Genomic DNA, 20,129 nt, shown 5'->3' with positions numbered 1-20,129 from the left:
CCGCAAGCGGCGATGAAAAGCTATGCGAATACATTGCATCCATCAGCCAAGGAAAATTAATTAACAGAGCAGACAAACCTGAAGAAGGAAATATAATAGCGCCTACAAGTTTCTTGATAGATGATATAGAGATATCCATTTATACAAATGGGCAAAGTCCTTTAATGGCTAGAGAACTTAGAAAAAAGATTCAATCCATCATTACAAAAGAGGATATTCTCGAAATAAAACTCCAAGATCATGCAAGAAAAATCCTTAAGGAAAAAGTAGATGACCAAAAGGTGAGAAGGGAATATCTTGAGAGCATTCTAAACAATGAAGAAATAAGAAACTGCCTAAAGGAAAATAAATTAGATGAATCTAAAAGGCTTGCAGAAAGCATAATTAACTCTGACTTATCATAAAATAAAGGAGACTCAAAATTGATAATCAATATACGTGTAGACCACACCCTTGCAGACATAGAAACTATGGAAAAGGTATCAAAAGATTTGAAAGAATTGTTTTCAACTTTAAAAGAACAGATTGATGTTAAAGAATATATTGAAATCAATACATGCAATAGATATGAGTATTTCCTTTATGCTGAAGATTACAATGAACTTGACTTAGACTGCGAAAACAAATATGTCATAATACAATATAGTGATGAAGCAGTTTTGCATTTATTCAGAATGACTTCAGGTCTTGAATCCATGATTATCGGTGAAGACCAAATCTTAGGACAAGTGAAGGATGCAAAATTGAAAAGTGAAAGGGAAGGCCATTGCGGAAAGAAATTGGATGCTATTTTCACAAAGGCAATACATGTTGGTCAAGTTGTAAGAAACAAGACTAAAATCAATCAGGGATCCATTTCCATCGGTTCAGCAGCAGTTGACCTTGCAGAGGAAAATCTTGGAGAGTTGCAAGATAAGAATGTTCTTGTTATTGGTGCAGGAAAGATGGGAACCCTTGTTGCTAAAGCATTGGCTGAAAAGAACTTGAAAGCTATTTTTGTTGCAAACAGAACTTATTACAAAGCTATTAAACTGGCAGAGGAACTTGAGGGGGAAGCAATTCTCTTTGATAACTTGGAAGAAAAACTGATCAATGCAGACCTTGTAATCAGTTCCACTGGAGCGCCTCATGCAATCATCAATAAAGCAAGACTATTGAAAGTATTTGATGAGAAAATACCAAAAAAGATGGTTTTCATTGATATTGCAAATCCAAGAGACATTGAAGAGGACGTTAAGGAAATAGGCATTGACTTATTTAACATCGATGACTTAAGGGGAATTGCTGAGAAAAATAAAAAGCTTCGTGAGAAGGAAGTTATCGAAGCGGAAAAGATAATCAAAAGTGAGTTTGATTTACTTAAAGAATCCTTTAATTTAATTGAAATAAACTCATTACTTGGTAGTTTAAGAGAGTCTATGGAAGAGATAAGACAACGTGAGAGTCAAAAGGGCATAGTTAAACTAAATAGTGTAGATGCGAAGGATATAAAAACCATAGATAAGATGACTCAATCAATTGTCAATAAGATATTTTATGACATTTCCAAGAACATCAAAGAATTGGCAAAAGAGGACGAAGAAAACATCTTGAAAATCTGCGAAGCACTCTTAAGAAAATAGATTTAAAAAATAACTGTTTTTTGATTAATGATAGAATGGTGTTTTTGCATTGCCTATGATTAAATTTATTTTTAGCCAAAGCAAAAGAGCTAAATTATTTTTTATTTTTTATTAAATGTATAAACCCATCCAAGATCACTGTTAAAAATGTCTTCCACAAAAATCAATTAAATAAGAAAAATAAGAAAAAATAAAAATTTAAAAAAAAATTAAATTTACCTAACTTATAGGAAACTAAGAAGACTATAATTTGGTGTTCTTCCAGAAACAACATTTATATCCCTGTCATCATAGCTTGAAGATCTGTATGGATAATGGCCTTCATATTTATATGACACTAGATAATCGTGTTGCCCTGTCAAACCTGTAACATTATGTTCCTCGCCAGACACTATTGTAAAATTAGCTACCACTTTATCAGCCCCAATAATGACAACTCTGATAGGTTCTCCTTCTATAACACCATTAGGACCCATCAAGTTTGCCTTTGCACATATTGTGCCGCTTCCAGAATAATATGTAGTGGTCATAGCATCTATAGAAGTATCTTGATAATTTAGATACAAACAAACACCTACAATTACCAAAATAGCCACAATTGCTAATATGATTTTATGCTTTTTCTCCAATTTATCACCTAAAATTTTATAATAATGATTGATCAAACAGACTACCATGGATTTATAACCTGATTCATTTCTAAAATACCAATAAATCTTATCGTCATCTAATATATATCATTTATAGCAATAGTCTCCTTGAGGTTCACCGTAAATATCCCCATTATGAATATGACTAAATACATTAAACATCCTTACCACATGATGGGCAGAATTTAGAATCTTCATCCAATTGAGTACCGCACTCCTTACAGTATTTAACTTTTAACTGATTTTCTTGTTCTTCATTATTTGAATTTGAAGCAACAGCCTTAGATTCATTCTTTTTAGTTGGTATTGACATCATGTAACATGAAACCAAGTTTAAGATGGAATATACAATTTGAGCAACATAGACAAATATTATTTGTCCCATTATAGAGTAGTATAGTCCTTTATAATCCATATAAGCAGAGGCATAGTAATATTGATATTCTCTATAATAATAAGAAACTATATCCTCAACACCCATAAGACTGCCTATGCAAGATAAAATGATGAATATTAGTACAATAGCTAAAATAATCCCCATAATCTTGCTGTTCTTTACACTTTCATTTGGAATGACCAATAGAATAGATGGGATCATTATTATGATAATATCCATTATTCCTAAATAATCATGTGTCAATCCCCAAATGATTAAACCTAAAACAATCATTACAATTCCATAAATTGTCTTATTTTCATACGTTACTTTTGATTTTAAATTTTCCAAAAGTTTTATATTTTTTGCCATAGGAACCTCCTTTAAAAAATAGTTTGAACTTATTAGAATAATATTAAATTATTATTAATCTATTATTAAATTCTTACTAATATGATATATTATTAGTAATAATATATAACTTTTTATGGAAAATAGTGAAATTATGAATACAGTCTCTTATATCAAACGTTCAAACAATAGATATAATCTAGTAATGAACATGAATAAAAAGTTTAAAATGCCTTCAGAAATGGCCGCAGAAATGGACTTAAGAATAAATCAAATTAGTGCTATATTATCCGATTTGAAAAAAGAAGATATTGTAACCTGTATTAATGAAGATGCGAAAATAGGGAGACTTTATAAATTAACAGAAAAAGGGATTGAAGCCTATAATCTTATTAAGTATAATGATGAAATTCAATGAAAAAAAGTAAAAAATAATAAAATAAATTATCCCACTTTGATAGTTTTAAAAGTTTAATTTACTTCCTTAAATAGTAGTTTTAAGAAACCTATAAATCCAAAGCACTATGAGGACATTCCTTAATGCAATTCAAGCAAAGTATGCATTCAGTTCCATTTTCCCTTTTTCTGGAATTGTCAAAGATATCCACTTCCATAGGGCAAACCTTCAAGCATTTATTGCAATTTATGCATGAACTTTCATCATGCTTTATCCTAAGCAATGAAAAATAGCTTGAGACTTTTAAGAAAACTGTTGTAGGGCAGATATATTTGCAAAATGCCCGATTATCCTTAAGGGCATATGCAAGAGATATTCCAATAGCATAATAAATTACATTGCCTAAGATGAATAAGTAAAACATCCACATTTCCAAATTGCTTATTTTAAACATGAATAGCCCTAAAACAAGGACAAATGATGCAATGAATAGCACATATCTGATATATCCGAATCCTTTTCTCTTATGGCCAAGGTTTTGATTTGGATACTTGTATGGCAACAGATCCAAAATCATAGCAGTCCAGCATGCATATCCACACCAGCCACGGCCAAAGAGCAGCGGTCCGAATATCTTTGCAACCGCATAATGAATTACTGCTGCTGTAAATGAGCCTAAAAACAAGTAATACCAGAATCCCTCTATCATCATGTTCTCATGGGATATTAATCCAAGATAAATGAGAATATACAATCCTATAGCCAATTGAATTACATTCCTACCATATCTTGAATATTTGCTATTTGAGAGATGAAGATAAATTCCAATTGCAAGGGCCAAGCCAATATATGTAAAGTTAAAAAAGTAGAATATGTCATCTAAGGCCAATGTTAATGTAACTGCCACTATTTCAAAAATAGTTAGAAATACCAAAATTGAAGTCTTTTTCATAGGATATCCTCAATAATATATTATGTATTTGCCGTTTCTTAAAGCTTCGGTTTAATGAAGTATTAATGTTTTTTTCTTATTTTTCTTATTTAAATCATTTATTGTACAACTTATAAAAAGTTTTGTCAAAGCAATTTACAATTTCTCTATTTCCACTATGTTGTTTGTTTAATTTGCTTCTTTAATTAGGGGTGTTACGAACTGATAAAACAACCATTAATAAATCATTTCTTAAATATCGTTAAGCTACCCATCTCCTTAAAGTCATGGAAAATGGTAGAAAATGTATCAAGTGTTTGAAAAAAAGAGAATAAAAAAGTAGTCCCGAGCGGAGTCGAACCGCTATCTTTGGGTCCAGGGCCCAAAAGGATTGCCACTACCCCACGGGACTATGCAATTATTTTTAGTAATCATCATATATAAATTAAATTTAAAAAAAAGTAGTGTAGAAAGATAAAAGTAGTTTAATTATTAAAAAAATTAAAGCGGAATGTTCACTATTCAAACATTCCTTTGACTTCTTCTATTTCATATTTATTTACTTCCAATGCAAAATGGACATCATCCATTGTCACTGTTTCCTTATCGTTTATGATTGCATTGTGAAGAGCTGTTTTCAATATCTTTTCCTTGATGTCTCTTGGAGACATTCTTTTTGAAAGTTTTACCAGCTTATCAATGTCCAAATCATATTTCAATGGGAAAGTGTTGAGGTTCAATTGAATTATCTCTCTGCGCTCTTCATCATTTGGCAATTTAAATTCAATTTCCTCTTCAAAACGGCTTCTGATTGCAAAGTCAATAGAAGAAGGATTATTGGTTGCAGCAATAGTCACAACTCCATCATTCGGATTGATGCCATCCATTTCAGTTAAAAGAGAGTTTACAATCTCAGAAACATCGCCTCTTAATGACTGGAAAGACCTATGCAATGCAATTGCATCTATTTCATCAATGAATATTAAGGATGGGGATGATTTAGATGCTGTTTCATACAGGTCATGAATCTTATTTGCTGCATCTCCAACATGATCACCTATTAGGGATGTTGCCTTTATCAAAAAGAGATTGATATTCAATTCATTTGACAATGCCTTTGCCATCATGGTTTTTCCAGTTCCTGGAAGTCCATAGAACAAAACATTCTTTGGAGCCCATGGGCCGAATTTCTCAGGGTCCTGCAAATATCTGTAAATGAGTTTTGATTTCTTTTTGGCATTTTCCTGACCTACAACATCATCAAAGAAAACATCGGACCTGACCCTTTTTACAGAGTCCTGTGTGTCGTCATCTTTAGTGACTATTGTAATGGAGGTGCTTTCACCGATTACAGAGTCTTCAGGATATGCAGTGATGATCTTAAATGCAAAGTCTGGGATAATCTTTTGATCAAATAGATAAGAACCTGTTCTAACTGATGTTCCGCTCCATTGGTCTATAGCATACTGTTCAAAAAGAACTTTATCAGATATCTCTAAATTAGGCCCTTCCAATAATCCAAAATTGAAAGGATAACCTGCAGTTTCCAATACAATAACCTTGGTTTCAATTTCATTGAAACTAGCCCTATTCTTAATGGAAACCTCTGATTTCTTTTTGCTTGAACTTTTATTTTCAGATTTCACATCTATCACATCAAATCGAATGTTTAAAATAATAAAAATTTTTTTGATTATTTAGTTATAATCGTTTAGATTACTTAATATATTATTAACATTATTTAAATATTTTCATAAAAGAATTAAGTTTAGATTACCTATATTAAGGAGTCGTAAAGCTGTTTCATTCTTAAGGCATCTTGATCTATTAAAGGAGTTTCACAAATTATTGTAGCTTTCCAATCGTTTTCAATTAGATTCAAAAGCAAATCCTTAATGTGTGGACCATACTCATCATCTTCAGCTAAGGTGTGATGCTTCTTTTCACCTTTGTCAGTATATTCTATTGTAGTGAAATGACAATGCAATCTATCAATATCCAAATTGTCTTCAAGCTTTGAGAATATGCAATTATAATCCTCTTTTTTATTTAAGATTCCTCTTCCCCTTGCATGAACATGGGCAAAGTCAATTGTAGGCTCAAAGTGGTCAAAACTGGCACACATTTCAATGATTTCATCAATATTCCCCAATTGAGAACGCTTTCCAGTAGTTTCAGGTGCAAAAGTAAAGTTTTCTATTCCTTCCTCTTCGCATCTTTCAAGGAGTCTTGTGTAAGTCTTTTTAGCTAAATCCATACAGGTTTCAGGTTTTCTGCCTGAATAAAATCCTGGATGGAATACAAGCCTATATGCACCCATGAATTCACCAACTTTTGCAGATTGAACCAATCTATCTATTGTACTTTCAATTTTTTCTTCCTCTTTAGAACAGACATTCACATAATAAGGACAATGCATAGACATTAAAACCCCATTTTCTTCAGCAGATTCCCTAAGTTTAAGTGCAGAGGATTCGCCAATTCTGACACCATAAGTGGACTGATATTCAAATGCATATAACCCTAAAGGCCCTAAAAATTCTGGAGACTCATGTGCTTTTCCATTGAATTCTATTGGTTTTCCAGCTGGACCAAAAATAACCTTATCTTTCATAAAAACACCACAAATAATTAAAAAAATGATAAAATATAAAAAAATGAAATTAAACCAATTAAATAGAAATTAAACAATTAAATAGAAATTAAAAATTTTATGATTTAGAAAAAAAGTAAGAAAATTAAATAGAATAACTCTATTTAATTAATTATATCTGAAATTATGTTGATTTATAAAATTCCCATAGCTTTGTTGGTTTTAGCAATGGATTTTTCATTGTCAGATTCCATTTCCAACATTGCACGGATAGCATCAACGTTTTCAGGCACTACATCAGATTCTTGGTGTACTGCTTGCATGTAGAACAATTCATTGCCTACAACGTTAATTGATTCTTTCCATACTGGAATCTCATATAAATCGTTTCTGCTTCTTCCTAAATCTTTAGCATATTCCATAAGTGCTGCAGTTGAGTCAAGGCCAGCAGCAGCTTCAACAACCATAACTCTGGAACGTTTTTCAAGTACATCGATTACTTCATCATTAGTTACTTCATTGCCAATTTCAACCATTAGGTTGTGTTGGTGCATTAAAGTGGTAGGTACAAGTAAAGCCATTGTAGTAACATCGATGCCTTTCATTACAGTCTGTACATCAGGACCGTGGTGAGAAGGTACTTTTGGAGGGTTAGGAACAATAGCGTTAATAGGACCTTTTTTGATTTCAGAAGGGTCAGATCCTCTTCTAACCATTACAGCACGAACTTTTTTAATGTCAACTAATGGATTAAGAGTGTGTAAGGTACGGGTTAAACCGGTAGTGTTACAGGATACTACTCTTGCATAGTCTGCACCGTATGAATCGTCATAGTTAGAAAATGAGTTGAAAGACAATCCAGTTAATTCATGATCTTCCCCACCTTGATAAATAGCTTTTACACCAGCTTTTTTATACATTTCAAGGTTTTGAGGTCCGATGTTTCCAGGAGTACAGTCAACTACAATATCCGCTTCCTGAACCATATCTTCAACAGTTCCTGCAATTTCAATTCCTGCTTCTTTAAATAGACCTTCTCTTTCAGGAATACCAATGTATAAAGGATATCCCTTTTCTTCTACAGCAGTTCTTGCTTCAAAGTTTGGTCTAGTTTTACTAACACCTATGATTTTCATATCATCTTGAGCAGCAACAGCATCTGCCACTCTTTTACCAATAGTTCCAAATCCATTAATAGCTACAGATTTCATTTTTTAAACTTCCTTTAAGAATATTAAATTTATATAAACTCATTAAATTCAATAAATATATAATTAAAGATTTATAATTCAATCTATATATAATTTGATATTAAATTTAGGATTGGGTTAAAATACCCATTCCTGACTTTCTGGAGCAGAATGTTTTTTTCCTTCATCATCTATATAATATTTTGTACCATCACTTCTATGATGAATGTAAACATGACAATCATATCCTGCCTTATCTGATAAATCTAAATCTTCCACCCATTCAGTAACCCTTTTACCACTAGAGCCAGTTTTGCTGTCAGATGCTGAATGTTCCGCTTGAGTGATTGATTTTGCAGTTACAGTACCATTACCAACAGCCACTTGTGTACTGTCATCAGTAGCTAAAGTAACATCTGCACTATCCAGCACATTTCCATCAAGATCAAAAAGTGTTACAATTGCATGGTCAGGGTACTTGTCATATGATTCCTTGCTTTCACAAACTATGGTCCCATCAGAAGCAACAGTTTTTTTAGCTTTGTCACCATCATTTAAATTAGAACCATCTCTACTATACAATACTTCCACAATTACCTCTTCATCAGCATGCTCGGACCCTACATTAACAGTGCAGATTGTTTTTGCATCTAAAGAATGTTGAGTTGAAAAAGTAGTATTTATAATATGCATTGGCACTTCTTGAGAAAGAGGAATGATTTCTCCTCCTGAATTCAAGTATAATGCTGTACCTAATATGAAAGTTAAACATATTACGGCAACAACAATGATTATTGTAGTTCTATTATTCAATTCCATTTTATCCCCCTAAAAATTTTTTAATCCAATAAAATAATTCCATAACAGAAATAACTATTATTCTCCTCATCAATTCCTAAAATATCAAAACCATTGTTTTCAATAGTCTTATGAATATCCACACCACAAGCTTCACCAGATGGACGGGCTTCTGTAGGATATCTGCATTCCTCCAGATTACATTCTTCACCTTTGGACTTGCAAACCATGCAAGGTCCACCACCCATACCAAATGCCTTATAATAACCAAAATGAGCACAACAATTCTCTATATCCAATGCTATTTTAGAGATTCCACCAATATTATCTTCAATGGACGCTAAACTGATTTCAAATAAAATGGCAGTTTTATAGGAATTTACCATACCAATAAACTCTTCTGCCTTTGGAGTATAAGGCGGACATACAAGTGTTTTGCCATAGTTAGGACATCCATATTGACATTTTAATCTTGTCCATGGCTCAACTACAATTGTGGCGGTGTCAATATATTCAAATTTAAAACCTTTATAATCTTTTGTTAATTCTTTAATTTCTTCATTTAATTCATCTAAACTAATCATAAAATCACTGAAAAATCATTTAATATTCTATAATTAGAATTCTTATGATAAATATTTTAATAAAATCATTAATAAAATTTTTTAAAAAAAGAAATGGAAAGGGACATTAAAAAAACTAAAAAAAACTAAAAAAAACTAAAAAAACAAGCCTAAAAGACTGAAAAAATAAAAAAATAAAAAAATAAAAATGAAATAGTATCAGTATTTTAAAATATTTTTCAAACATTTCAAGCTCTTAAAAATGCTAATGAAAGTACAAAAAACAATAATATGCAAAGGATAGCAAATTCAAATATCATTTTTATCACCTTTTTATCATATCTGTTTTTAAGAAATTATTATTGTTTAATCAACCCTTGTTTTGAATCTTAAAAGCAAAGAAGAATAGATAATCACTATTACAGATCCAATATTATGTATAAATGCTCCCCCAATAGGACCCAAATATCCTAATGCGGCAAGAATTGTTGCTATAATATTTAATCCCAAAGCAAAGGCGATTCCAATATTAATAGTTCTGATGGTTTTTCTAGAAAGTGCAAGCAAATGTGGAATATACTTAATGTCATCACTTACAAGACATACATCAGATGCTTCAATTGAGATGTCACTGCCAACACCTCCCATTGAAATTCCAATGTCCGCTTGTCTTAAAGCTGGCGCATCATTTATTCCATCGCCAATCATTGCAACCTTCCTATCATTGGATTGGAATTCTTTAATCTTAGAGATCTTATCTCCCGGCAGACAATTGTATTTTAAATCCTCAATACCTACATCATAGGCAATATGCTCAGCAGCATTCCTATTGTCTCCAGTTAATAAAGTAGATTTTACACCTAATTTATCTAATTGGCCAATGAGATTTGCTGCATCATCTCTTAAAATGTCAGCCAGTAAAACTGCCCCTAATAATTCTCCATCTCTTGAAAGATAAATTGCTGTTGCACCCAGATTTAAATCTCTAGAAATATTATTCAATATAAAATCACTAGGCAAATTTACCCCTAATGATTTTAAGAATTCCTCATTGCCGGCACATAATTTATTATCACTTAAAGTAGCCGTAACTCCTTTTCCAATAATCATTTCGAAGCTTGAAACTTTTTCCAAACTTCCATCATAATTGTCTTTATAATATTTTACAATAGCTTTAGCTAAAGGATGTTCAGATGGGCTTTCCAATGAAGCGAATAAACGAATCAATTCTTTTTCACTAATTGCATTATCATATGCAATAATCTTAGTGACAACAGGTTTTCCATAAGTCAAAGTACCTGTCTTATCAAAAACCATATGGTCTATTTTAGCTAATTTTTCAATTGAAATCCCTTCTTTGACTAAAATGCCCACTTTGGTTAAATTTCCAATTGATGCCATAATGGCTGTGGGAGTAGCTAAAATCAATGCACAAGGACAGAATACAACCAAAATAGTCACTGCACGTATGATTTCTCCAGTATACACCAAAGTCAAAACTGCGCAGATAAATGCTATAACAACAATGAAAGTAGCCCATTTATCCGCTGCTCTAACCACTTTCGCATTTTCAGGACTTGCAGATTCAACTATTTTAATTAATCTTTGAAGAGAACTGTCCTCTCCTTTTTTAGTGGCTTTCATCAAAAAAGAACCATAAAGATTTATAGTTCCACTATATACTTCATCACCAACTACTTTATCCACTGGTATGGATTCTCCAGTCAAGACAGAATGATCTAAAGAAGATTCGCCCAGGATTATTTCACCATCTACTGGAACAATTTCTCCTGGAACAACTTTTACAATATCTCCCACTTTAATCAAATTAGCTGGAACCACTATCTCACTTTCATTTTTTCTATTATAATTGATTACTAAAGTACAAATTGTAGGATTCAAGTCAATGAGATTCTTGATTCCTGCTTTTGTTTTAGAAACAGTGAATTCCTCTAAAAATCCTCCAATTGCCATAATGACAGCTATCACTCCTGCAGCAAATAATTCTCCAATAAGAATTGAAGAAATAATTGCAACTGAGACAAGAACATCTGCCTTTATGTCAAATTCTGTGCAAAGACCTATTATTGCTTCCTTAAAAATAGGAATGCCACAAAACAATATGGCAATCCAAATTAAGTCAAATCTGAATATGTCCGTACCTATAAAACTTAGAACTACTGAGATAATGGAAATGAATATGAATAAAACATCCTTCATTTGACTATCTATAAAAAAGTCCTTAATATGTATATTACGACTATTAGAATCGGGGGATATTATGTTTTTATCGTTAAGGAAAAATTTTTTTATGTCCATTTTAAGCCTCCAAGCCAATGCATATAGGTATACCCTTATAGGTATACGAATAATTTGAAAAAAAATAGAAAAAATTGTTTATTTGAGAAACTTAAAGAATTCTCCCTAAAAACAATTTAATCTATAAAATTTCCACGGATTCCCATCTAACTTTTAAAATTTTTAATTATAATCTTGAATAATATTCTAAAATAGTAGAAACATCATTTATTGCTTCATCACTGTCTCCTGCTTCAATTGCATTCTTAATACAGTGCTCAAGATGCCCTTCCACTATTATATGGCCTACTTTATGTAAAGCAGATTTAGAAGCGTTTACTTGCATTAAAATATTCTCACAAGGAATATCCTCATCTATCATACGATCAATAGCATTTAATTGACCTATAATCTTTTTTATTCTTCTATGAAGATTATCAGAATCCATACACTGTTTCAAAATAACACCACCAAATAAATCAATATACCCTATGGGGTATGTATATATTAAAATTGAACTTTGTACTATATAAATGTTTTGAAAAATAAAAAAAGGATTTGTTAATATTAGAAAAACAATTAAAAAAAGTCCCCAGATACAATAATTAAAAAAATAAAAAAAGAAAGAATAAATTAATTAAAAAATTAATTTATTATAATTGTCCAAATTGTCTCAATTTCTCTGGGAAATATGTATCTACTACATATTCGAGACCATATTTGGAAAAAGATTGCTGTTCTGCTTTTTTACCAATCTTAAGCATTTTCTTAATTTCGGTTTGCCAGAACTCTGTTTGATACCTTGGGTCTTTTGAAAGCTCTTTCAATCTCAATACATCGATATCTTTTAATGGGTCAGTTGGAAGATCATATTCTATGATATCTGATGCAGTTACCCCTAAAAATTTAGCATCAGGAGTAGCTAAATCATGATTTACGTGAGCTAATTTTGCACTTCCGGAAATAATTACCTGTCCGATGTGGAATCCCCAAGGGTCTCCGTCGTTACAGATATATACAGGGAGACCTAATTCCTCATTAACCCTTTTGATAAATCTTCTTGTTGCACGAGCTGCTTGACCTTTAAGACCTACAATCAAACAGTTGAATCTATTATGAGCATCCTCTTGCACTAACCTGTGGAACATCCCCATGGTTTCCACTGCAAGCACAAAGTCTGCACCACAATCCAATAATTCCACTTGGTCAATGGTTGGTGAAATGGTATAACCGGATTTACCAGCTCTTGCAGCATTGATTTCAAAATCGCCATCAAGCAAGGTGATGTCTCCATAAACGGATGCACCGTCTTCCTCAGGCATTAATCCTAAATCTTCACGGGTAGCACCTAATGCAACTTCTAAATCCTCACCTACAATGTTGGATTCCTGTTGGTTATTGAATTCAATACCCCAACCTTCAGAGATATAATACATTTCCCTGATAGTTGCAGTCTTGTCTCTTAATACCAAATCCTTACAGAAATTAGCAACATAAACCATTTGCCCTAATTTTCTGATTTGCTTTACATTTCCAAGAGATCTTTTACCGAATCTGTCTCCAAGAATGTAATAACGTTTATCTGGGTCGTAAACAATGTTTCCAGTACCTCTAGAAGGAATTCTTAAGGTAGGTACTTTTTCCTTTTCAACATCCTCTATGATTTCTTGACCGAAAGCTTTGAGTTTATTGAAAGTGTATTGTCTCCTTTGCTCTTTATGAGTATGTTTATGAGTAGTAGTTTCTTCAGCCATCTAATCATTCCTCCTGGTCTTCTGAATCAAACAATGTAGACTGTCCAGTTTTTTTAGATTTTTTCTTTTTAGGTTTTTCATCATCTATTAACGCTTCATCTAAATCTGATTCTTGAACTCTATCCTTACGGCTTGAATGTTCCTTGTCTACAACATGACCAAATTCATCTAATTCTTCAAGTAAGGAATCTACGTAGTCTTCCTCTTCCACTTCTTCTTCAACTTTCTCTCCCATCAATTCTGCTAATGCTCTTCTTGTAACCTTAGCAAGAACCGGTTTATAATCAGGAACACCAGTTTCAGCAAGTGCCGCTGCCTCTTCAATGATAACAGGAACATAGTCTTCAAATATTTTAGATCTCATAGCTTTTTCCTTTTCAGCTTTTTTGGATCTGATATGCCTTTGAAGTTTCCTTGCTATTTTCATGGTAGCTTGTCTGATCTCATGAACAATCTCAGGTTCTGGAGCAATACTTTGCTTACCAGTGGATAAGTAAGGAACTTGGGTGGAAATAATGTTAACAAATAAAGTTAATGGAGTGTTATCCAAGTCTCTAAGACCATATCTTCTCCAATCAATTGATTTCAATGCTTCTGTAATAGCACAGCTTCCTGCATCAAAAGTCAATGGAACTCTGTTTGCAAACCTTAAGATTTCAGATTTCCTTTGTTCATTTACAATTCTACCAGCATCTCCCCCATAAGCGATACCTGCTTCCACAATGAAAGCTACACCACCCTTATAGGTAACAGGAGCTCTTGTAATTGTAGTGATGAATTCAGGTTTCAATATTAATTTCATACCTTTTTCAATTTGCTCTTCACCAATAGGAATAAGACCAGAAGTAGGAGGAGCCATGAATTTCATTTTTCCAAATGCTTCTACAATAGCTTCCGCTTCAGCCCAAGTCATGCTTTTTGGACGTTTTTTCATGTCAATACCAGTAAGTTCCTGAAGCTCTTTGATCTTCTTGGAGGACATTCTTGATAAATTGGTAGTTAACATACTTTTGAAGTTTCTCTTATCAGTGGTTTTTGCAATGTGAGTAATATCATCAGCAGTTACACCTTTAGGGTGAGGCAATACTTCTTTAGGTAAGACTGGAACAATTTCTGCAGCTCTTTTAAAGATGTATTTATGTCCTTTAGGGTCTCTAAAAGTAATCTTTGCATGAGGGTTAGCAATCATGGTTCTACGAATGTACTCAAATGCCCCTTGTTCAGCTAATGAATATGATACCTCTTTAAAATGGAGTTGAATACAAACTCCAGTGCTTTCTGGAGTGAAATGTTCAGTTTTAATGATATCTCCAACGTTGTTTTTTACATCCATCTTAAATTCCATTTTAACCCCTTTAAGCTTACCATCCTCTTTCCATCCGGAAATTACATGGGTGGACTCACCAGTGGTCATTTGGGATAAAAGTACACAACCACTACAACCTAAACCTTGTTGTCCTCTTGATTGGATGTTTCTAAATTTGGAACCTGCAAACATCTGACAGTATACTTGAGTTACAAATTCCTCAGGAATACCAGGGCCATTATCTGAATGTCTTAAAAGATAATGCTCTTTTCCAAGTTGCTTTAAATCAATTCTAATTTCCGGCAAAATTCCTGCTTCTTCAGCAGCGTCAAAACTGTTTGTAATCAACTCGTGAAAAACAATAGTTAAAGATCTGATTTTACCAGAAAATCCTAACATCTGTTTATTTTTTCTAAAGAACTCTGATGGAGTTAATTGGTCAAAATTCTCAAAGAGTTCTTGCGCTTGTTGAGACAAATTAAACCTCCTTTACATAGTTTTTAATTAACATATGGATTAATTAAACTAATCATTAAATAATCAATAATACTTAATTATTTAAAGTGCTGAAATTTTCATAAAAATTCCCCTTAAAAAACATATGATGATTTTTTTATATGGTAATGTAATCATAAAATAGCATATATTTATTAAATATTTTAATAAAAATATACAAATATTATTTTTATGGAAAATTTTTATACAAAAATGAAAAAGTTACTAAAATTTTAGACAATAACATAAGTAAAGTATTTTAAAAGTATGTCAAAACTATAGTAAATATATCACTATATATACATATGTTGTTGAAAGTATATAAAAGTTTTTAATTACTATAAAAATTTTAATAAAAAAATCATCATATAGCATAAAAATTTAAGCTAAATATAATTAAATTACATCACATCAAAAAATATTGTTAAAAAATATTAAACCATACATATATCTTTAATGAAAAATAACAATTAATTAAGAAAATTGATTCGAAGAAGTTAAAACAATATCGATTTGTAAAAATAAAATTAATAAAAATAGATATTAGAAATATGGAAATAAATTTAAGAATGAAAGATAAGGAAAATTAGAAAAATAGAAAAAATAATAGAAATGAAAAAAATAAAAAATAAAAAAATAAAAAATCAAGATATGATTGAATGAATAAAAAATAATAAAATTATAAAAAAATAAAAGAAAAAATTCTAATCTAAGTCATCACGGAATTGAATTTCATCTCTTTCAATTCCAACAACTTCTTTGAACTCTTTCATTTTACGTTCATTCTTCTTATTTTCTAAAAATGCATAGACAGACTTATGTCTTGATCCATTAAGAATCATTTCAACTGCTTCCTTAGCAACCATCACATTTTGAAGTTCACCAATCAATGAAACAGTCTTTCCATAAATAGCCATATCAACTTCAGCCATATCAACGATTATTTCTCTGGTTTTTCCATCTTTTCCAATTATTCTACCTTTGTATCTCGCCATAGCCTTTTTGGATTTTCCAACATACAAAGGCAATTTGATTATTTCCAAATAAGTATCATCTTTATTTAATTTTAATGCTACACGAGGATTGAATCCACGAGCAATAGCTTTTACAATATGATTTGCTTTCCATACACCAAGAGGATCTTCCATATTTTCATTAGGATAAATAGCTACAGTGCATTCTTCACTATCAATATCCAAATGAGTATTGGTTGCATTTTCAATTAATTGTTTGGTTTCTCCTTTTGTTCCAATTAAAGCACCTACTCTATCTGCAGGAACTCTAAGATAATCGGTTTCCGGCAATTCATTCACCTCTTTGATTTTTTAATAAATTCATCTGCAATTATATATTAAATATTTCAATTAAATTTAATAAATATTTTGATAAATTAATCTTTTAAAGAATTAAATATTTAAAATTAAAAAACACCCAAAATGGAAACCTAATTGGAACTTAAAAATATTTATTTAATATTTATAAAAAATAGATTTCCTAAGAGCATTTGAAAACTAATATTTAACAATTAACCCCTCTAATAAAGTTTAGATAGGTTTTTAGTAACTTATTCTTTTATTAAGCGATTAGTCAAATCTTCAATGGAAGTATCTACACCCATCTTTTTAAATTCAAAGCTGATGTTTTTTATGTCTCTTTCAAGTAATTCACGGGCAATAATGTGATCCTTTACAACAGATTGGGATACGTCAATAATCACAGGCTCTTCATCGAAATTTAGAATATTATAACTTGATAAGTCACCATGAATCAAATTGGCCTTGTTTATGAACATATCCATTTGATCCACTAATTTTTCATAAAAGTCAACAGGATCTTGAGGAGGCAAATTTTTCACGGTTGGTGCTGGATTTCCATCCTCATCACCAATAAATTCAATGATTAAAACATTGTTTAAGCTTGTAATGGCTTCTGGAACATTTACTCCTGCATCCTTAAGCCTTGTTAAATTCCTATATTCCTTATTCACCCAATTGTTTATCAGTTGTCTTTTATTGCTTGACCTAACATTAAAACGAGGGTCTCCTGCAATATAATATTGCATTTTCTTAAAGTCAGAAGTGGCTATCCTATAAATCTTAACAGCGACAATTGAGCCATCCTCTTTAATTCCCTTTAATACGTTAGCTTCCTTTCCAGTGCTTATAGCACCATTTAAAACATCCAAATAACCTTGATTAGCTAATTTATATAGTACCTGCAATGTTGCCTTATCAAAGATTTCACTAGATACCTTCCTATCATCTGAATCCTTAATCCTCTTTTGTGAAATCAGTTTTTGAACTTCAGCATCCGCTTTAGCCACTCTTGGATTTTCATTCATGACTTCTTCATCAGATTCAATTTCCATTGAATCATCTTCCATAAGCTCTGCATCAGCATTAGCCATTTTTGGATTTTCTTCCATAAAAACACCGCTTGAAAATTAGATAAAAATTTAGAAGTAGTTTAAAATAGGATATTTAAAAAAATAAAGTAAAATTTTGGTAAAAAAAGAAAAATAAAAAAGTAAATCCAATGATTTACTTATTTACATAGTCAAATAGCCTTTTCTTTCAAGCCAGTTGGATTCAGTTCTTGTGTATCTCCAAATTACATCAGCCTTTTGATCTGATTGGAAATCCCATGGTTTAACAAGAACGACATCACCTTCACGTATCCAAATTCTTTTTTTCATTTTACCTGGAATACGTGTCATTCTGATATTACCATCAGCACATCTTACTTTAATTTTTCCATGACCCATAATTTGTTCAACTACTCCAGGAATTTCGCCTTTTCTAGGAGTACGTACTCTTCTATATTCTTGTTGGTCGTTATTTTGTGGTTTACTCAAAAATTCTCCTCCTGCTCATTCTCCAAATATTTAATAACACATCATTTTCATAATTGAATAAAACATTTATAATAAATTTCATTTGATTATATATTTGATTAAACAATTTTCTAAATAAATTGTAAAAAAATCATTTTAAAATTATTGTTTAAAAAATACAGCAAATAATTTATTATTATATATTATATATTTCTTAATATAAATACTAACAAGATAATTTATAAAGGTTTTGATTTTTTAGATGAAATTTTTATAAATTTAAACAAAAACATATAATATAAAATATATCAAATTAATATATTATTAAAGATAACATATTATTAAAAAAATATTAATTATATAATTTTTGAAAATTTAAAAGGTAATACAATGGGTGTAGAATTTTTAAAGATAAAGGAAGTAGATGAAGCAAAAGAAATCATTAATGAAAAGTTTAATGAATACTATACTCCACAATCTGAAATCATTGATATAGCAGACAGCAATAATAGGATTACATTCAGTAAAATTGAAAGTAAAATTGATTTTCCACCATTTAACAGGTCTTTAAAAGATGGTTTTGCAATTAAGTCAGAGGACAGCTATGGGGTTAATGAAGAAAATCCTAAAAAACTTAAAGTCATTGACTTTTTAGAGGCGGGATCATTCACTGATAAAACTGTAGAACTTGGAAAATGTGTAGAGATAAGTACTGGAGCACCAATCCCAGAAGGTGCAGATGCAGTCGTTATGGTGGAATTCTCCAATAGGCCAGAAGACAATGATGAACTCAAAGATGATGAAATTGAAATATTGACAAGCGTTACTCCTTCCCAAGACATTGGCCAAAAAGGTTCTGATGTAAAAGAAGGACAGACAATCCTTGAAGAAAACATTTTGCTCAATCCTCCTAAAATAGGAGTGATAGCTGCTCAAGGAATAGACACCGTTGAAGTGTATAAAAAGCCTAAAGTTGGAATCATATCTACTGGAAATGAATTATTGACCAATCAGGAAGAATTGAAACCTGGAAAAATCTATGATGTTAATAGTGAAATGATTAAAGCAGGTGTAGATAACTGTGGAGGAGAAGGCGAATGCTTAGGAATCGTTAAAGATGTTTACGATGATTTAAAGGCTAAAATTCAAGACTCATTGAAAGAATGTGACATCTTGCTATGCTCTGGCGGAACCTCTGCAGGAGTTGGAGACAATATCAGACATATTCTTGACGAACTTGGAGAAGTTCATATTCATGGAATTACCGTGCAACCTGGAAAGCCAACCATTCTTGGAGTGGTTGATGGAAAGATAGTTATTGGACTTCCAGGAAATCCTGTTTCTGCAATTGTAATCTTTAATGTATTTGTTGCCCCAGCAATTAAAAAATTAGCAGGCTACAAAGATGAGGGAGAGCAAAAAACAGTTAAAGGAACTTTAAAAAGGAGAATCCATTCCCCAATTGGAAGAATGCAATATCAATTGGTTAGAGTGGAAGGTGACGATGTGATCCCAATATTTAAAGACTCTGGAGCTATATTCTCACTCGCAAGTGCAGCAGGATATACAAAAGTATCTAAACAGACCGAATTGCTTGAAGAAGGAGAGGAAGTTGAAGTAATCCTCTTTAATTAAATAAATTTAAATTTAAAAAATATAAATTTAAAAGTATAAATTTAAAAAATATAAATTCAAAAATTATAATTCAAAAATTATAAATTTAAAAATTATAAATCATGAAAAAGATATATCATTATAATTATCAGGTGTGAACATGGAAATTAAAGAAAAAACTATGGAAGATCAAAAAGTAGCTATTATGAATTATAAAGGAGCTCTAAAAGATATGGATGTTTTGGTTTCTAAATTAACTGGTTGGGTTGAAGTTGAAGAAATCGAAACTGCTGGAGACTTATTTGCAATATTCTACAATAACCCAAGAACCGCTAAGGAAAATGAAGTTGTATACGAT

General features: G+C 31.4%; 19 protein-coding genes, 1 tRNA gene and 1 pseudogene. 5 read left to right on the top strand and 16 right to left on the bottom strand.

Annotated elements, in window-relative coordinates; all coding sequences use genetic code 11:
* Both ACJMLB_RS08135 and hemA read left to right on the top strand, forming a co-directional pair.
* Window positions 1–404: bifunctional precorrin-2 dehydrogenase/sirohydrochlorin ferrochelatase (locus ACJMLB_RS08135; RefSeq protein ID WP_405325205.1), on the top strand; the 404-nt coding region annotated here is incomplete at its 5' end.
* An 18-nt stretch (window positions 405–422) separates the two neighbouring features.
* Window positions 423–1,622: a glutamyl-tRNA reductase gene (hemA, locus tag ACJMLB_RS08130; protein ID WP_405325203.1), complete on the top strand. Its 1,200-nt coding sequence runs from the start codon at window positions 423–425 to the stop codon at window positions 1,620–1,622.
* A 224-nt stretch (window positions 1,623–1,846) separates the two neighbouring features.
* On the opposite strand, the gene ACJMLB_RS08125 is transcribed toward hemA, so the two are convergent.
* Window positions 1,847–2,251 carry a hypothetical protein gene (locus tag ACJMLB_RS08125; protein WP_405325200.1) on the bottom strand — a complete coding sequence of 135 codons (405 nt, stop codon included), beginning with the start codon at window positions 2,249–2,251 and terminating at the stop codon, window positions 1,847–1,849.
* Window positions 2,252–2,426: 175 nt separating this feature from the next.
* Window positions 2,427–3,020, bottom strand: coding sequence for a zinc-ribbon domain-containing protein (locus ACJMLB_RS08120; RefSeq protein WP_405325197.1), 594 nt, complete (start codon window positions 3,018–3,020; stop codon window positions 2,427–2,429).
* Between the two features lie 133 nt (window positions 3,021–3,153).
* Between ACJMLB_RS08120 and ACJMLB_RS08115 the strand changes: the two genes are divergently transcribed.
* Window positions 3,154–3,417, top strand: coding sequence for a MarR family transcriptional regulator (locus ACJMLB_RS08115; RefSeq protein ID WP_405325194.1), 264 nt, complete (start codon window positions 3,154–3,156; stop codon window positions 3,415–3,417).
* An 88-nt stretch (window positions 3,418–3,505) separates the two neighbouring features.
* Here the strand turns inward: ACJMLB_RS08115 and ACJMLB_RS08110 are convergent, their stop codons facing one another.
* The 14 genes from ACJMLB_RS08110 to eif1A all read right to left on the bottom strand — a co-directional run bounded on the left by ACJMLB_RS08110 (window position 3,506) and on the right by eif1A (window position 18,178).
* Window positions 3,506–4,348: a 4Fe-4S binding protein gene (locus ACJMLB_RS08110; RefSeq protein ID WP_405325192.1), complete on the bottom strand. Its 843-nt coding sequence runs from the start codon at window positions 4,346–4,348 to the stop codon at window positions 3,506–3,508.
* Window positions 4,349–4,667: 319 nt separating this feature from the next.
* Window positions 4,668–4,739: transfer RNA gene (locus ACJMLB_RS08105), tRNA-Gln, on the bottom strand.
* A gap of 106 nt (window positions 4,740–4,845) precedes the next feature.
* Window positions 4,846–5,973 (bottom strand): AAA family ATPase, encoded by a 1,128-nt coding sequence (locus tag ACJMLB_RS08100; RefSeq protein WP_405325190.1) that lies wholly within the window; start codon window positions 5,971–5,973, stop codon window positions 4,846–4,848.
* Between the two features lie 131 nt (window positions 5,974–6,104).
* Complete coding sequence (locus ACJMLB_RS08095) at window positions 6,105–6,941, bottom strand: TIM barrel protein (protein ID WP_405325187.1); 837 nt, start codon at window positions 6,939–6,941, stop codon at window positions 6,105–6,107.
* A 173-nt stretch (window positions 6,942–7,114) separates the two neighbouring features.
* Entirely contained in the window at window positions 7,115–8,131 is a 1,017-nt protein-coding gene (locus ACJMLB_RS08090) for a phosphorylating glyceraldehyde-3-phosphate dehydrogenase (RefSeq protein WP_405325184.1), read from the bottom strand.
* Between the two features lie 117 nt (window positions 8,132–8,248).
* Complete coding sequence (locus ACJMLB_RS08085) at window positions 8,249–8,929, bottom strand: hypothetical protein (protein WP_405325182.1); 681 nt, start codon at window positions 8,927–8,929, stop codon at window positions 8,249–8,251.
* 20 nt (window positions 8,930–8,949) lie between these two features.
* A complete protein-coding gene (locus ACJMLB_RS08080) occupies window positions 8,950–9,492 on the bottom strand; it encodes a DUF2284 domain-containing protein (RefSeq protein WP_405325179.1) in 543 nt (180 codons plus the stop codon).
* Between the two features lie 345 nt (window positions 9,493–9,837).
* A complete protein-coding gene (locus ACJMLB_RS08075; protein ID WP_405325176.1) occupies window positions 9,838–11,691 on the bottom strand; it encodes a heavy metal translocating P-type ATPase in 1,854 nt (617 codons plus the stop codon).
* A gap of 265 nt (window positions 11,692–11,956) precedes the next feature.
* Entirely contained in the window at window positions 11,957–12,229 is a 273-nt protein-coding gene (locus ACJMLB_RS08070) for a metal-sensing transcriptional repressor (RefSeq protein ID WP_295605395.1), read from the bottom strand.
* Between the two features lie 193 nt (window positions 12,230–12,422).
* Window positions 12,423–13,523, bottom strand: a complete 1,101-nt coding sequence (locus tag ACJMLB_RS08065; protein ID WP_304086930.1) for a DNA topoisomerase IV subunit A — start codon at window positions 13,521–13,523, stop codon at window positions 12,423–12,425.
* A gap of 4 nt (window positions 13,524–13,527) precedes the next feature.
* Window positions 13,528–15,306, bottom strand: coding sequence for a DNA topoisomerase VI subunit B (gene top6B, locus ACJMLB_RS08060; protein WP_405325172.1), 1,779 nt, complete (start codon window positions 15,304–15,306; stop codon window positions 13,528–13,530).
* Window positions 15,307–16,028: 722 nt separating this feature from the next.
* Window positions 16,029–16,628 (bottom strand): KH domain-containing protein, encoded by a 600-nt coding sequence (locus ACJMLB_RS08055; RefSeq protein WP_295605401.1) that lies wholly within the window; start codon window positions 16,626–16,628, stop codon window positions 16,029–16,031.
* A 260-nt stretch (window positions 16,629–16,888) separates the two neighbouring features.
* Window positions 16,889–17,665, bottom strand: coding sequence for a serine protein kinase RIO (locus tag ACJMLB_RS08050; RefSeq protein WP_405325208.1), 777 nt, complete (start codon window positions 17,663–17,665; stop codon window positions 16,889–16,891).
* 207 nt (window positions 17,666–17,872) lie between these two features.
* Entirely contained in the window at window positions 17,873–18,178 is a 306-nt protein-coding gene (eif1A, locus tag ACJMLB_RS08045) for a translation initiation factor eIF-1A (RefSeq protein WP_292776837.1), read from the bottom strand.
* Window positions 18,179–18,547: 369 nt separating this feature from the next.
* On the opposite strand from eif1A, the gene glp reads away from it, so the two are divergent.
* Window positions 18,548–19,792: a gephyrin-like molybdotransferase Glp gene (gene glp / locus ACJMLB_RS08040; protein WP_405325168.1), complete on the top strand. Its 1,245-nt coding sequence runs from the start codon at window positions 18,548–18,550 to the stop codon at window positions 19,790–19,792.
* A 139-nt stretch (window positions 19,793–19,931) separates the two neighbouring features.
* A pseudogene (locus ACJMLB_RS08035) lies at window positions 19,932–20,129 on the top strand (AraC family transcriptional regulator); the annotation flags it as partial.

Source organism: Methanobrevibacter sp. (assembly GCF_045114555.1).
In the GTDB taxonomy this organism is placed as follows: domain Archaea; phylum Methanobacteriota; class Methanobacteria; order Methanobacteriales; family Methanobacteriaceae; genus Methanobrevibacter.
Note: the sequence above shows the minus strand (reverse complement) of the source record. Positions and strands in the feature narration are given on the sequence as shown.